The following is a 13,365-nucleotide window of genomic DNA, read 5'->3' on the forward strand; positions in this document are numbered from 1 at the left end:
CATGCTCCTCTGGTTCCTCCGCCGGCTCGGGCAGGTCATCCCGACGCTGCTCATCCTCTCGGTGCTGGTCTTCGGGCTGCAGCAGCTCATGCCTGGCGACCCCGCGCTGATCCTGGCGGGCGAGGAGCGGGGGGACCCGCAGGTGCTGGCGCAGATCCGCGCCGAATTGATGCTCGACCGGCCGCTGGCGGAGCAATATCTGCACTGGCTCTGGCGTGTGCTGCATGGGGATTTCGGCTTCTCCTGGCGCATCCGCATGCCGGTGGGGCAGCTCATCCTCGAGAAGCTGCCCGTCACCTTCCAGCTGGCGGCGATGAGCTTCGTCATCGGCGTGCTGATCGGCGTGCCGGCCGGCGTGCTGAGCGCCGTCTGGCGCGACCGGCCCTCCGACTGGGCGATCAATGGCGTGGCCCTGTTCGGCATCTCCATGCCGAATTTCTGGCTCGGCATCATGATGATCCTGCTGTTTTCCGTGCAGCTCGGCTGGCTGCCGCCCAGCGGCTATGTGCCGCTCTGGGAAGACCCGGTGATGAGCCTGGAGACGACGATCATGCCGGCCTTCGTGCTCGGCACCGGCGTCGCCTCCGTGCTGATGCGCCACACCCGCGCGGCCATGCTCGGCGCCCTCAGCCAGGATTATGTGCGAACGGCGCGGGCCAAGGGCCTTTCGGAGAAGCTCGTCGTCGGCAAGCATGCGCTGCGCAATGCGCTGATCCCGGTGGTGACACTCGGCACCATCGAGTTCGGGCGCCTGTTGGCGGGCGCGGTGCTGACCGAGCAGATCTTCTCCATCCCCGGCTTTGGCAAGCTGGTGGTGGATGCGGTGTTCAACCGGGACTACCCGGTGGTGCAGGGCGTGGTGATGGCGACGGCCCTGATCTTCGTCACCCTCAGCCTCATCGCCGACATGCTCTACATGGCCATCAACCCGAGGCTGCGCACGGCATGAGCACCACCACGGGACAAGCCGCCATCGAGACGGGCGAAAGCCCCGGCCGCCGCGCGCTGCGCCGCTTCGCGCAGCACAAGCTGGCCATGTTCGGCCTGGTCGTCGTCGTCATCTTCGTGGCGGCGGCGGTCTTCGCCCCCTGGCTCGCGCCCTATGACCCGCTGGAGACCAGCTGGTCCCGCCTGCGGCAGCCGCCCTCCTGGGCGCATCCCTTCGGCACCGACGAGAATGGCCGCGATGTGCTGAGCCGCGTGCTGCACGGCGCGCGCGCCAGCCTCATGGCCGGCGTCATCGCGGTTGGCGGCGCGGCGCTGATCGGCGTGCCGATCGGCCTGCTCGCCGGCCTGGGCGGCAAGTGGATCGACATGGTGATCAGCCGCGTGGCCGATGCCATGCTCTCCATCCCCTTCCTGATCCTCGCCATCGCGCTCGCCGCCTTCCTCGGCCCCGCGCTGGAGAATGCGATGCTCGCCATCGCCATCTCCGCCTCGCCCATCTTCGTGCGGCTCGCGCGCGGCATGGCGCTGGATGCGCGCAGCACCGACTGGGTGGAGGCGGCGCGCGCCATGGGCAATCCGCCCTGGCGCATCGGCCTTCTGCATGTTCTGCCCAACATCCTGCCGCCGCTGCTGGTGCAGGCGACGCTCGCCATCGCGGAGGCGATCATCGCCGAAGCCTCGCTCAGCTTCCTGGGCCTCGGCCAGCAGCCGCCCAACCCCTCCTGGGGCTCGATGCTGAATTCGGCGCAGCGCTTCATCGAATCCGCGCCCTGGCTCGCCATCTTTCCGGGGCTGGCGATCTTCCTGGTGGTGCTGGCCTTCAATCTGGTGGGCGATGGGCTGCGGGACGCCCTCGATCCGCGGAGCCAGAGGCGTTAGGCTTCCTCCCAAACCTCAGGGAGGAATCTCATGCCCAGCCGCCGCAACACCCTCACCGCAGGCCTTGCAGCCGCCGCCGCGCTGCCCGGCGGCGTGGTGCTGGCCCAGGCGCCCGCCACGCCCGCGCCGGCCCCCGCCGGCCCCACGCTGCCCTATCGCGCGCACAACATCCGCACGCCGGATGGCCTGACGCTCGCCGCCTATGAGTATGGCAACCCGCAGGGCCCCGCGATCCTCTTCCTGCACGGCTATGCCCAAGCCGCGCTCTGCTGGGACCGCCAGACGCGCGACCCGGCGCTCGCGCGCGACTTCCGCATGGTCGCACTCGATCTGCGCGGCCATGGCATGAGCGACAAGCCCGTCGGCAATGAGCACTACCGCAACAGCAAGCTCTGGGCCGATGACGTGAAGGCGGTGATCGAGCAATTGCAGCTCGCGCGCCCCACCCTGGTCGGCTGGTCCTATGCCGGGCGGCTGATGGGCGACTACGTGGCCGAATACGGCACCGGCGCCATCGGGGCGATGAACTGGGTGGCCGCCACCTCCTCCACCGCCGATACCTCGCGCTATGGCCGCGCCTTGCGTCACCTGGGCCCGATGGGCAGCGCGGACCCTGCCACCGCCATCGCCGCCACCATCGCCTTCCTGCGCGACTGCTTCGAGGTGCAGCCCAGCGCCAATGACTTCGAGGTGATGCTCTCCTTCAACATGATGGTGCCGCGCCATGTGCGGATCGGCCTGGGCGGCCGGCCCATCACCTTCGAGCAGCGCCTGCGGAGCGTGGATGTGCCCGTGCTGGTGACGCATGGCGCGCTGGACAAGGTCTCGGACATCAGCATGGGGCGGCACACGGCCTCGCTCATTCCGGGCTCACGGCTCAGCGAATACCCGGCGATCGGCCACGCGCCCTTCTGGGAGGACGCGCCGCGCTTCAACCGGGAGCTGGCCGAGCTGGTGCGTTCGGCGCGCCGCTGATCCGGGGCGGGCGCTTCAGCGCGCCCCGCACTCCGCATGGACGATGCGGCAGGTCAGGCCGCCGCGTTCACGCAGCGCGCAGGCGTCGCGCGCCATGCGCTCGGCATCGGCCGGATTTCCGGCATTGCCGAGGGTGATGGCGCGCACGACATAGGTGCGCGGGTCGCTCGTCATGAAGAAGGCGCTGGGCGCGCGACGCACGCCCTCCACCACCGCCACGCAGATGTCGTTGAACTCGATCTGGAGCGAGCAATTGCCGCCCCGCCCGCGGCAGGCGGTCTCGGCCAGGCGATGCGCCTGGCTGCGGTCGCGCTGCGCGACGGAGATGCCATAGCTCATGCTGGGCGGGATGCCGACATAGAAGGCGCCATAGGTCGCGCCCGGCCGCTGCGCCGCGGGTGGCGGCGTGCGGGCCGCCGCCTGCGCCCCGCCGGGGGGCGGCGCCGCGCCACGCCCGCGCTGCTGTTGTTGTTGCTGCTGCTGCTGCTGCTGTTGCGCGTTTGGCGGCGGCGGCTGTGCTGGCCGTGCCACCGCCGAGGGGGCGACCGCCTGCGAGCCGGAGGGGCGCGCTTGCCCCGGCGCGTCGCGGCTGATCGGCTGGCCCGCCATGCATTGCGAGAGGCATTGCCGCTGGTCCGGGGAGGGCGGGGCCTGCCCGACGCGGCAGGCGATCCGGCAGGCGTGGCTGGGCTGCGGCTGCTGCGCCGCAGCCGGGAGTGCCAGCGCGAGGATGGTCAGCAGAAGAAGGAGGCCGCGCATCAATCCCGCGCCCGCCCATCGCCCCGCGGCGCGCCGAAGCCGCGCCGCGGGCGCCTTCGGTGCCGGGAGATCGGGCCAGGACTGCCTCATTTGGGAAGGATGCGGCAGCCATGTCCTGAGTGCAATCCGGACAGGCGTTCCCGCGCATGAATTTGCCGCGCGCCGTCTCCCCTTCCCAAATCCCTTCATCTTGGGGTTTGTCACGGAGCATGATCCGCGAAGGTGCTGGCACCGAAGCGGTGAATCATCCTCCCGGCGAAGCTTGGATGATCCGCGAAGGCGCTGGCGCCGAGGCGGTGAATCATTCCGCGGAACGGCGCGAGGCCGATCCCGCTTCGCCGGATCACGTCCTAGAATGAGCGCAGATGCGCCCCCTCGTCGTCCTCCTCGCGCTCACCTGGTGTGGCGCCGCCGCAGCGCAGGAGCTGCCGCGCAACCCGACCGCTCCCCGCACCGAGACGCACGGCGCCGGGCGGGCGGTGGAGGCGCGCCCGCTGGGCCAGCCGCGCAGCCCGCGCGCCAGCGCCGCCGCGCTGGCTTCCGCCCGCGCCTTCCTCTGCCCGCATGGCGGCACGCCGCAGGGGCGGGGGCGCTGCTCGCGCGGCCCGGGCATCGGCGCCGCCGGCACCGGCTGGCTCGGCGATGACCCCGAGGTGCGCGACTGGGATCGTGGCCTGGCGCCGCCGACGCGCGCCCAGGCGCCCTGCCCGCCGGGCACCACCGCCATCCCGGCGCGGGATCAGCCCAACGTCACGCGCTGCGTGGCGGGCTGAGCCAATCCTCCAGCGCGGCGCGCACCGCATCGGGTGCCTCCATCGTCGGCAGATGGCCGCAGCCGGCGAAGCTCACCTGTCGCGCGCGGGGGATCAGCGCCGCCATCTCATCATGCAGGGCGGGCGGCGTCAGAAGATCGGCATCGCCGCAGGCCACCAGCGTGGGCACGGCGATGCGCGGCAGGTCCGGCCGGGAATCAGGCCGCGCCATGATGGCGCGCTGCTGCCGCAGGAAACCCTCCACGCCCACGCGCTCGGCCATTTCCATCACCTCGCCGGCGAGCGGGCCCTCAAGCCGCGAGGGATGCAGCAGCATCGGCAACAGGCGGGGCGTGACGCCCTTGAAAGCGCCGCGCCCGGAGAGCGCGATGAGGTCGAGCCGGCGTTGCGTCTGCTCGGGCGTGTCAGGCCGGGCGGAGGTGTCGAGCAGCGCCAGATGTGTGACGCGCGGCGCGGCCTGGCGCCAGACCTCCAGCGCGACATAGCCGCCCATGGAAAGGCCGGCCACGGCGAAATGCGGCGCATCCACCACCAGCTCCAGCGCGCGGCGCGCCATGGCGGCGACGCTGTCATCCCGCGTCAGGTCGGCGATGCGCGCCTCCGCACCTGCGGGAAGGCAATCGCGCCAGAGCCGCGCGTCGCAGAGAAGGCCGGGGAGCAGGAGCAGTGGAATCGCCATGCGACGGGCATAAATCGCGGTCCCCTTGGGCGCAATTGCCCGGTTTCCGGTTGCAAGCTGCCCGTTTCGGGCGCATATGCCCCCCGTTGATGAAGAGGGCGGCAGGTCCGCCCGAGCGGCCCTGCGCCTTCGCGCGGGCCCCCTTAGGCCAGGATGCCCCATTTTGAACGAGACCACCCCGAACGCCGCCGTGGCGAGTGACATGCCCGGAGAGAGCCTTCCCGCCGCCGATGCGGCCGCTGCCCCCGTGATCGAACAGCCCATCGCCGAGATCGTCGCGGAAGAACCCGCCGAGCCGGTCGAGATCCTCGCCGCGGACGCCGACGAAGCGCCCGTGGCGGAAGCCGAACCGGAAGAGGCCGCGGCACCCCGCACCGTCTTCGCCGATCTCGGCCTCTCCGACGAGCTGGTCCGCGCCGTCACCGAGGCCGGCTACACCCACCCGACGCCGATCCAGGAACAGGCGATCCCCATCGTGCTGATGGGCCGGGACGTGCTGGGCTGCGCGCAGACCGGCACCGGCAAGACCGCCAGCTTCACCCTGCCGATGATGGACATCCTCGCGGGCTCGCGCGCCAAGGCCCGCATGCCGCGCAGCCTGATCCTGGAGCCGACGCGCGAGCTCGCGCTGCAGGTGGCCGAGCAGTTCGTGAAATACGGCAAGCACCTCAACCTGAACCACGCGCTGCTGATCGGCGGCGAGAGCATGAACGACCAGCGCGACGTGCTCGAGAAGGGCGTGGACGTGCTGATCGCCACGCCGGGCCGCCTGCTCGACCTCTTCGACCGCGGCCGCATCCTGATGGCGGATTGCAAGCTGCTGGTGATCGACGAAGCCGACCGCATGCTGGACATGGGCTTCATCCCCGATGTCGAGCGCATCGTGCAGATCATCCCGCGCCTTCGGCAGACGCTGTTCTTCTCCGCCACCATGGCGCCCGAGATCCGCAAGCTGGCCGATGCCTTCCTGCAGAACCCGAAGGAGATCACCGTCTCCCGCCCCGCCACGGTGGCGACGACGATCACCACCGGCGTGCTCTATGTGCAGGAGCGCGACAAGCGCGAGGCGCTGCGCCGCCTGATCCGGCGCGAGCAGGTGCAGAACGCGCTGATCTTCTGCAACCGCAAGATCGAGGTGGACATCCTCTACAAGTCGCTCAAGCGGCACGGCTTCTCGGTCGGCGCGCTGCATGGCGACATGGACCAGTCCGCCCGCTTCGCCACGCTCAACGCCTTCAAGGCGAATGAGATCCAGCTGCTCGTCTGCTCCGATGTCGCGGCGCGTGGCCTCGACATCGGCGGCCTCAGCCACGTCTTCAACTTCGACGTGCCCTTCCACTCCGAGGATTACGTCCACCGCATCGGCCGCACAGGCCGCGCGGGGCGCGAGGGCCATGCCTACACCATCGCGACGGCGGATGACGGCAAGCTCGTCCAGGCCATCGAGAAGCTGACCGGCGCCGCCATTCCACGCATGCAGGTGGATGGCCTCGATGTCGTGACCGAGGAGGAGATCGCCGAGGCGGCGACCCGCCGGCGTGGCCGGGGCGGCGCCCGCCCGGGCGGCCGCGCGGAGCCGAGCCGGGGTGGCCGCGATCGCGGTGGACGCGGTGAGGGCAGCCGGGGTGACGGCCGTCGCGACGGCCGCGGCCCGCGCCGTGACGCCGAGGAGGCCGCGCCTGCCGAAGTCGCGGTCGCCGAGGACCGCCCGCGCCGCGAGGACCGCCCGCGCCGCGGCGATGCCCGCCCGCCGCGCGACGAGTTCCGCCGCGACGAGGGCGCGCGCCCGCGCCGCGACCGCGATGACGCGCCTCGCGCGCGTGACCGCGATGACGCGCCCCGCGCGCGTGACCGCGACGACGCGCCCCGCGCGCGTGACCGCGACGACGCCCCGCGCGGCCGTGACCGCGACCGTGACGATATGGGCCCTGCCGTGCGCGGCTTCGGCGACAGCATCCCCGCCTTCATGCTGATCCCGATTCCGCGTCCGAAGCGCCCGGCCCCGGAGGCTTCCGCCACGGAGGCGCCCGTCGTTGAAGCGGCCGCCGCCGAGGCCCCGGCTGAAGCCATGCCGGACACGCCCGCCATGCTCGCCGCCGAGACGCCGGCGGAGGGCGTCGCTCCCCTGGGCCAGGGCGCCGAAGCCGCCGCCTGACGCGGCGTTTTCTTGCAGCCACCGCACCGCCTTTTCTGACCTTCCGGCAACGACACGAACGGGAGGTTGGGGATGCGGCGGTGGATCCTGGCTGGGCTATGCGCGCTTTGGGTCGGCACGGCCGGGGCGCAGCCCTCCACCGCCCAGCTCGAACGCGGGCGCTGCCTCGTCGAAATTGCTGGCCATTGTGCCAATTGCCACGCCAGCCGCGGGCCGGATGGCGCACCCCTGCCCGGGCGCGGCCTGGCCGGCGGCTGGGTGATCGAGGAAGGCCCGATGCGGGCCGTGGTCCCCAACATCACGCCCGACCGCGAGACCGGCATCGGCAATTGGACCGAGGCGCAACTCATCCGTGCCATCCGTGAAGGCAAGCGCCCCGATGGCAGCAATATCGGCTGGCCCATGCCGGCGGATTTCTACCAGCGCATCTCCGACGCCGATGCCGCCGCCATGGCCGCGTATCTCCGCAGCGTGCCGCCGGTGCGCAACGCGGTGCAGGGGCGCTCCAGCTATCCCTTCCCGGTGCCGACCCACCCTGTGGTGGCGAACCTGCCCCCGCCCGCCGACAACCCCGTGGCGCGCGGCGCCTATCTCGCCGGCCCCATCGCCCATTGCCTCGACTGCCATTCCGGCCGGGGCCCCGACATGCGGATCATCCCGGGGCGCGAGGGCGCGCAGGGCCTCTCCTTCACCGGCCCCTGGGGCACCGTCGTCGCGCGCAACCTGACGCCCAGCACCACCGGCATCGGCAACTGGACGCTGGCGCAGTTCACCCGCGCGCTGCGCGAGGAGATCGGCGCCGATGGCCGCCCGCTCATGCCACCCATGGGGCGCGGGCGGGTCTGGGCCGCGATGACGGATCAGGACATCGCCGATCTTTTCGCCTATTTCCGCAGTCTGCCGCCGCTGGATTAGCTGCGAGGATGATTTACCGCCTCGGTGTTCCACCTCAGCGGATCATGCTCGATCGGGTTGCAGGGCTTATGGCCCTGCCCAACTCAGGCATGTTAAAGCCAGCGCGCCAGCATCGCCGGAAGGAAGAAGCTCATGAACGTCGTCTCGCCCGCCCTCAAGTCGAAGCCCGCGCCCTTCCAGTGGGACGACGCCTTCCTGCTGGATGAGCAGCTCACCGAAGACGAGCGCATGATCCGCGACGCGGCGCGCGCCTTCTGCCAGGACCGCCTGATGCCTGGCGTGCTGATGGCCAACCGGCACGAGACCTTCGACCGCTCCATCATGAACGCCTTCGGCGAGCAGGGTTTCCTGGGCGCCACGCTGGAGGGCTATGGCTGCGCCGGCGTCTCCTACGTCGCCTACGGCCTGATGGCGCGCGAGGTGGAGCGGGTGGACAGCGGCTACCGCTCCGCCTTCTCCGTCCAGTCCAGCCTCGTGATGTTCCCCATTCATGCCTATGGCTCCGAGGCGCAAAAACAAAAATTCCTGCCGAAGCTGCGCACCGGCGAATGGGTCGGCTGCTTCGGCCTGACCGAGCCCGATGCCGGCTCCGACCCCTCCTCCATGCGCACCCGCGCGAAGAAGGTGGATGGCGGCTGGCTCGTCTCCGGCTCCAAGACCTGGATCACCAACTCCCCCATCTCCGATGTCTGCCTGGTCTGGGCGAAGGATGACGAGGGCACGCTGGGCGGCTTCCTGCTCGAGCGCGGGATGAAGGGCCTCACCACGCCGAAGATCGAGGGCAAGTTCTCGCTGCGCCCCTCCATCACCGGCATGATCATGATGGATGAGGTCTTCGTCCCCGATGAGAACCGCCTGCCGGGCGTGCGCTCGCTGGCCGGCCCCTTCTCCTGCCTCAACCGCGCGCGCTACGGCATCGCCTGGGGCGTGCTGGGGGCCGCCGAATTCTGCATGCACGCCGCGCGCGACTACACGCTGAACCGCAAGATGTTCGGCAAGCCGCTGGCGCAGACGCAGCTCATCCAGAAGAAGCTGGCCGACATGGAGACCGAGATCACCCTCGGCCTGCAGGCCGCGCTGCGCGTGGGCCGCCTCTTCGACGAGGGCAAGGCCGCGCCCGAGATGATCAGCCTGATCAAGCGCAACAATTGCGGCAAGGCGCTCGACATCGCCCGCGTGGCGCGTGACATGCACGGCGGCAATGGCATCGTGGATGAGTATCACGTGATCCGCCACGTCATGAACCTCGAGACGGTGAACACCTATGAGGGCACGCATGACGTGCATGCGCTGATCCTCGGCCGTGCCATCACCGGACTCAACGCTTTCGGGTAATCCCCGCAAAAACGCCTTCGGCATTTTTGCGGGGGCCCCGTCTCACTTCCCCACGAAATCGCTTCGCGCTTTCGTGGGGGCCCCGGTTTGGTGTTGATCCTGGCGGGGCGGTTGATCCTCATGTGGCGAAGCCACATGAGGGCCACGCCGGGCGCGGCGTCTGGCGTGGCGATGGGCTTGGGCGGGTGGTCCCGGCCCGCCTGATTTTTCCTGGAAGGCTCCCCCATGCTGGAACTCACGGTCACGCAAATGGGGGCCGCTGGCGACGGCATCGCGCCGCTGCCGGATGGCGGAGCGGCCTTCGTCTCCTTCACCTTGCCGGGCGAGCGCGTCGCCGCGCGTGTGGCGGGCAAGGATCGCGCGGTGCTGGAGAGCATCGTCTTGGCCAGCCCGGATCGCGTGGAGCCACCCTGCCGCCACTTCACCATCTGCGGCGGATGCGCGCTGCAGCACTGGGACGCCCCGCCCTATGCCGAATGGAAGCGCGGGCGGCTCGCGGAAGCTCTCTCGCGCGCCGGCTATGCCGACCCGGATGTGGCGCCGATGGTGGCGACGCCGCGTGCCGTGCGGCAGCGCGCCGATCTCGGGCTGGAACGCCTGACCGATGGCCGCGTCGAGATCGGCTTTCACGAGCGCGGCGCGACGCATCTCGTGCCCATGCGCGAATGCCATGTGATGCTGCCTTCGCTCGTGGCGCTCCTGCCCGCGCTTCAGGATGCGCTGCGTGGGTTGAACGCGCTGAAGCGCCTGGGCTCGGCCGTCATCAACTGGCTCGACACGGGCGCCGATATCCTGCTGCGCACCGATGCGCCGCTCACCATGGCCGATCGCAAGATGCTCGCGGATTTCGCCGCGCGCGCCGGTATCCCGCGCATCGCCTGGGCGGGGAAGGGCGCGCCGGCCGAGGTCGCGGCGCAGGTGAAGCCGGTGCGCCACATGCTCTCCGGCATCCCCGTCTCACCGCCGCCCGGCGCATTCCTCCAGGCGAGTGCGGAGGGCGAGGCCGCGATCATCGCCGCGGTCCTCGCCGGCTTGCCGAAGAAGCTGTCGCCCCGCGCGCGCATCGCCGATCTCTATGCCGGGATCGGCACGCTCTCCTTCCCGCTCGCCGCCAACCATGTGGTGCACGCCTATGAGGGCGACCCCGCGGCGGCCGAGGCGCTGCGCCTCGCGGTCAATGCCGCCCAGGCCTCGCGCGTGCAGCCCGCGCGGCGGGACCTGGTGCGCCAGCCGCTCCTGCCGGCCGAGCTCAAGGCCTTCGCGACCGTGGTGCTCGACCCGCCGTTCGCCGGCGCGGCCGAGCAGGTGGCACAGATCGCGCGCAGCACGCTGCCCCACCTGATCTATGTCTCCTGCAGCCCGGCGGCGCTCGGGCGGGATGCGGGCACGCTGCGGGAAGCCGGGTTCCGGCTCGTCTCGGCGACGCCGGTGGACCAGTTCCTTTGGTCGCCGCATCTGGAAAGCGTGGTTGTATTTGCGCGTTGAGACTTTATCTCCCTGATCATTCCAGGGAGATAACCAGATGATCGCGTCCAACCGCCGCACGCTCTTCGCCGGCTCCGCCGCCTTCGCCACGGCGCTGGCGCTGCCCGCCGCCGCGCAACAGGGCGCCGCCCCGGCGCCCGCGGCGCAGGCCCCCGGCTTCTACCGCTTCCGCGTCGGCGGCTGGCTGATCACCACCGTGCATGATGGCTTCTTCCGCCGCCCGCTCGAGGGCTTCGTGCGCAATGCGCCGCTGCCCGAGGTGCAGGCCGTGATGGCCGAGAGCTTCCTGCCCGGCGATGCGCTGACCATCAACTTCACCATCACCTTCGCCCAGCGCGGCGACGCGCTGGTGGTCTTCGACGCCGGCAATGGCGTGACCGCGGCCGGCGCCACCAATGGTCGGATGATCGCCAACATGGCCGCCGCCGGCATTGATCCCGCGCGCGTGACGCATGTGATCCAGAGCCATTTCCATGGCGACCACATCAACGGCCTGCTCAACGCCGAGAACGGCCGCGCCTTCCCCAATGCCGAGATCATCGTCCCCGCCCCCGAATGGGCCTGGTGGACCGATGAGGGCAACAGCACCCGCAGCCCCGAGGGCCAGCGCCCCACCTTCGCCAATGCCGCGCGCCGCTTCGCGCCCTATCAGGGCCGCGTCCGGCAGATCACGCCAGGCGGTGAGGTCATGCCGGGCATCAGCTCCATCGCCGCGCATGGCCACACGCCGGGCCACACCATCTACCGCATCAGCGACGGCGCGGATCAGATGATCTTCCTGGCCGACGTGACCAACCGGCCCGAGCTGATGGCCCGCCGCCCCGACTGGCAGATCGTCTTCGACTTCGATGGCGATGCCGCCGCCGCCACCCGCCGCCGCATCCTCGACATGGCGGCGACGGACCGCGTCCGCGTGACGGGCTATCACTTCCCCTTCCCGGCGAATGGCTTCTTCACGCGCGACGGCCAGGGCTATCGCTTCGTGCCGGCCGACTGGTCGAGCGCCGTCTGAACGAACTCCCCGCCCGGCCTCGCCCGGGCGGGTTTCCTTCCGGCCAGATCGCGGCCGGCCTTGCCAGACATCACCCTTCGTGGAGAGACATGTCATGACAGACCGCCGCCATCTTCTGGCCGCCACCGGCGCGCTGCTCGCCGCCCCCGCGCTGATCGGGGGCGCGGTGGCCCAAACGGCCGCCCCCGCCGCAGCACCTTCCCAGGCGCCGGGCTTCTACCGCTTCCGCGTCGGCGGCTTCGTCGCCACCACGGTGTGGGATGGCTTCGCGCCGCGCCAGAACCCCGGCCGCGGCTGGATCGTGAATGCTGACCAGGCGGCCGTCGAGGGCGCGCTGCGCGATGCGATGCTCTCCACCGCGCGGCTGGACAATCCCTTCATCGTCACCTTCCTGGAGACGCCGGCCGGGCTGACCATGTTCGACAGCGGCACGGGTGGGCAACTCGCCCCCACCGCCGGCCGCATGCGCGAGAACCTGGCCGCCGCCGGCATTGACCCGGCCCGCGTCACGCGCATTCTGGTCAGCCATTTCCATGGCGACCACATCACCGGCCTCACCACCGCCGAGAACGCCGCCGTCTTCCCCAATGCGCAGGTCTTCGTGCCGGAGGTCGAGTGGGCCTTCTGGACGGATTCCTCCAACAGCGGCAGCGTGCCGGAGTTCCAGCGCGGCACCTTCGCCAATGTCACGCGCCGCTTCGGGCCGTACCAGGGCAAGGTGGAGCGCTTCGCCGCCGGCGCCGAGATCCTGCCCGGGGTGCGCGCGGTCGCCGCTTATGGCCACACGCCGGGCCACACCGTCTTCCATGTGGCCGACGGCGCGGACCAGCTCTTCGTCACCGCCGACACGGCCTCGCGGCCCGAGCTCTTCCTGCGCAACCCGGGCTGGACCAGCATCTTCGACATTGACGGGCCGACGGCCACGGCCAGCCGCATCGCCATCTTCGACCGCATCGCGGCCGAGCGGGCGCGGATGACGGCCTATCATTTCCCTTTCCCGGCCAATGGCTTCGTCCAGCGCATGGGCGAGGGCTTCCGCTTCGTGCCGGCCGATTGGACCAACGCCATATAATCGGCCAATCCTATCGTGATGATCGTTTTTACGGTCTCACGCCTATTGTGGTCCTGGCGCTAATTCTTCTCTCACCGGCGGGGGACATCCTCCCGCCCCGAAGCGAGAAGGACCACCGCCATGCGCCGCATCACCATCGCCGCCGCCGCCCTGCTGATCGCCGGTTTCGCTGGCGCTGCCTCCGCGCAGGGCATCTCCTCCAACGGCGTGATGTACGGCCAGTCCTGGAACCTGCCGCAGAACCTGTCCACGCTGCAGGGCATGACCACCACCCAGGGTTCCGGCACCGCCGCCGACCGCGCGGCCCGCGCCGCCCGCCAGGCCCAGTTCAACCAGAACTTCCCCGGCACGCCGATCCGCCGCACGGCGGCCCGCTGA

Annotated in this window: 14 protein-coding genes; 12 read left to right on the forward strand and 2 right to left on the reverse strand. The window is 70.7% G+C overall.

The window, feature by feature from the left end; all coding sequences use genetic code 11:
* Position 1: 1 nt before the first annotated feature.
* Genes ACQ860_RS14935 through ACQ860_RS14945 form a run of 3 tightly spaced genes read left to right on the forward strand, consistent with a single transcriptional unit; the run spans position 2 to position 2,802 of the window.
* Positions 2–949, forward strand: a complete 948-nt coding sequence (locus ACQ860_RS14935; RefSeq protein WP_431304131.1) for an ABC transporter permease — start codon at positions 2–4, stop codon at positions 947–949.
* On the forward strand, positions 946–1,827 hold the full coding sequence (locus ACQ860_RS14940) for an ABC transporter permease (protein WP_431304132.1): 882 nt from the start codon (positions 946–948) through the stop codon (positions 1,825–1,827). The genes ACQ860_RS14935 and ACQ860_RS14940 overlap by 4 nt, the downstream gene beginning before the upstream one ends.
* A gap of 30 nt (positions 1,828–1,857) precedes the next feature.
* Positions 1,858–2,802 (forward strand): alpha/beta fold hydrolase, encoded by a 945-nt coding sequence (locus tag ACQ860_RS14945; protein ID WP_431304133.1) that lies wholly within the window; start codon positions 1,858–1,860, stop codon positions 2,800–2,802.
* Between the two features lie 15 nt (positions 2,803–2,817).
* Here the strand turns inward: ACQ860_RS14945 and ACQ860_RS14950 are convergent, their stop codons facing one another.
* On the reverse strand, positions 2,818–3,561 hold the full coding sequence (locus tag ACQ860_RS14950) for a DUF4189 domain-containing protein (RefSeq protein WP_431304134.1): 744 nt from the start codon (positions 3,559–3,561) through the stop codon (positions 2,818–2,820).
* Positions 3,562–3,770: 209 nt separating this feature from the next.
* Between ACQ860_RS14950 and ACQ860_RS14955 the strand changes: the two genes are divergently transcribed.
* Both ACQ860_RS14955 and ACQ860_RS14960 read left to right on the forward strand, forming a co-directional pair.
* Positions 3,771–3,920: a hypothetical protein gene (locus ACQ860_RS14955; RefSeq protein ID WP_431304135.1), complete on the forward strand. Its 150-nt coding sequence runs from the start codon at positions 3,771–3,773 to the stop codon at positions 3,918–3,920.
* A gap of 6 nt (positions 3,921–3,926) precedes the next feature.
* Complete coding sequence (locus ACQ860_RS14960) at positions 3,927–4,334, forward strand: hypothetical protein (protein WP_431304136.1); 408 nt, start codon at positions 3,927–3,929, stop codon at positions 4,332–4,334.
* Here ACQ860_RS14960 and ACQ860_RS14965 read toward each other — a convergent pair.
* Positions 4,312–5,013, reverse strand: a complete 702-nt coding sequence (locus ACQ860_RS14965; RefSeq protein ID WP_431304137.1) for an alpha/beta fold hydrolase — start codon at positions 5,011–5,013, stop codon at positions 4,312–4,314. The two genes, ACQ860_RS14960 and ACQ860_RS14965, sit on opposite strands and share 23 nt — an antisense overlap.
* 202 nt (positions 5,014–5,215) lie before the next feature.
* Between ACQ860_RS14965 and ACQ860_RS14970 the strand changes: the two genes are divergently transcribed.
* The 7 genes from ACQ860_RS14970 to ACQ860_RS15000 all read left to right on the forward strand — a co-directional run bounded on the left by ACQ860_RS14970 (position 5,216) and on the right by ACQ860_RS15000 (position 13,365).
* Positions 5,216–7,168 (forward strand): DEAD/DEAH box helicase, encoded by a 1,953-nt coding sequence (locus ACQ860_RS14970; RefSeq protein WP_431305764.1) that lies wholly within the window; start codon positions 5,216–5,218, stop codon positions 7,166–7,168.
* Between the two features lie 72 nt (positions 7,169–7,240).
* Entirely contained in the window at positions 7,241–8,083 is an 843-nt protein-coding gene (locus tag ACQ860_RS14975; protein ID WP_431304138.1) for a c-type cytochrome, read from the forward strand.
* Positions 8,084–8,215: 132 nt separating this feature from the next.
* Positions 8,216–9,418, forward strand: a complete 1,203-nt coding sequence (locus tag ACQ860_RS14980; RefSeq protein WP_431304139.1) for an acyl-CoA dehydrogenase — start codon at positions 8,216–8,218, stop codon at positions 9,416–9,418.
* A gap of 225 nt (positions 9,419–9,643) precedes the next feature.
* Complete coding sequence (locus tag ACQ860_RS14985) at positions 9,644–10,903, forward strand: class I SAM-dependent RNA methyltransferase (RefSeq protein WP_431304140.1); 1,260 nt, start codon at positions 9,644–9,646, stop codon at positions 10,901–10,903.
* Between the two features lie 37 nt (positions 10,904–10,940).
* Positions 10,941–11,915: an MBL fold metallo-hydrolase gene (locus ACQ860_RS14990; RefSeq protein WP_431304141.1), complete on the forward strand. Its 975-nt coding sequence runs from the start codon at positions 10,941–10,943 to the stop codon at positions 11,913–11,915.
* A gap of 94 nt (positions 11,916–12,009) precedes the next feature.
* The gene (locus tag ACQ860_RS14995) at positions 12,010–12,987 is read left to right on the forward strand and encodes an MBL fold metallo-hydrolase (protein WP_431304142.1); all 978 of its coding nucleotides are present in this window, start codon (positions 12,010–12,012) and stop codon (positions 12,985–12,987) included.
* A gap of 120 nt (positions 12,988–13,107) precedes the next feature.
* Entirely contained in the window at positions 13,108–13,365 is a 258-nt protein-coding gene (locus ACQ860_RS15000) for a hypothetical protein (RefSeq protein WP_431304143.1), read from the forward strand.

Origin of the sequence: Sediminicoccus sp. BL-A-41-H5, assembly GCF_050632405.1 — a bacterium.
GTDB lineage: Bacteria > Pseudomonadota > Alphaproteobacteria > Acetobacterales > Acetobacteraceae > Roseococcus.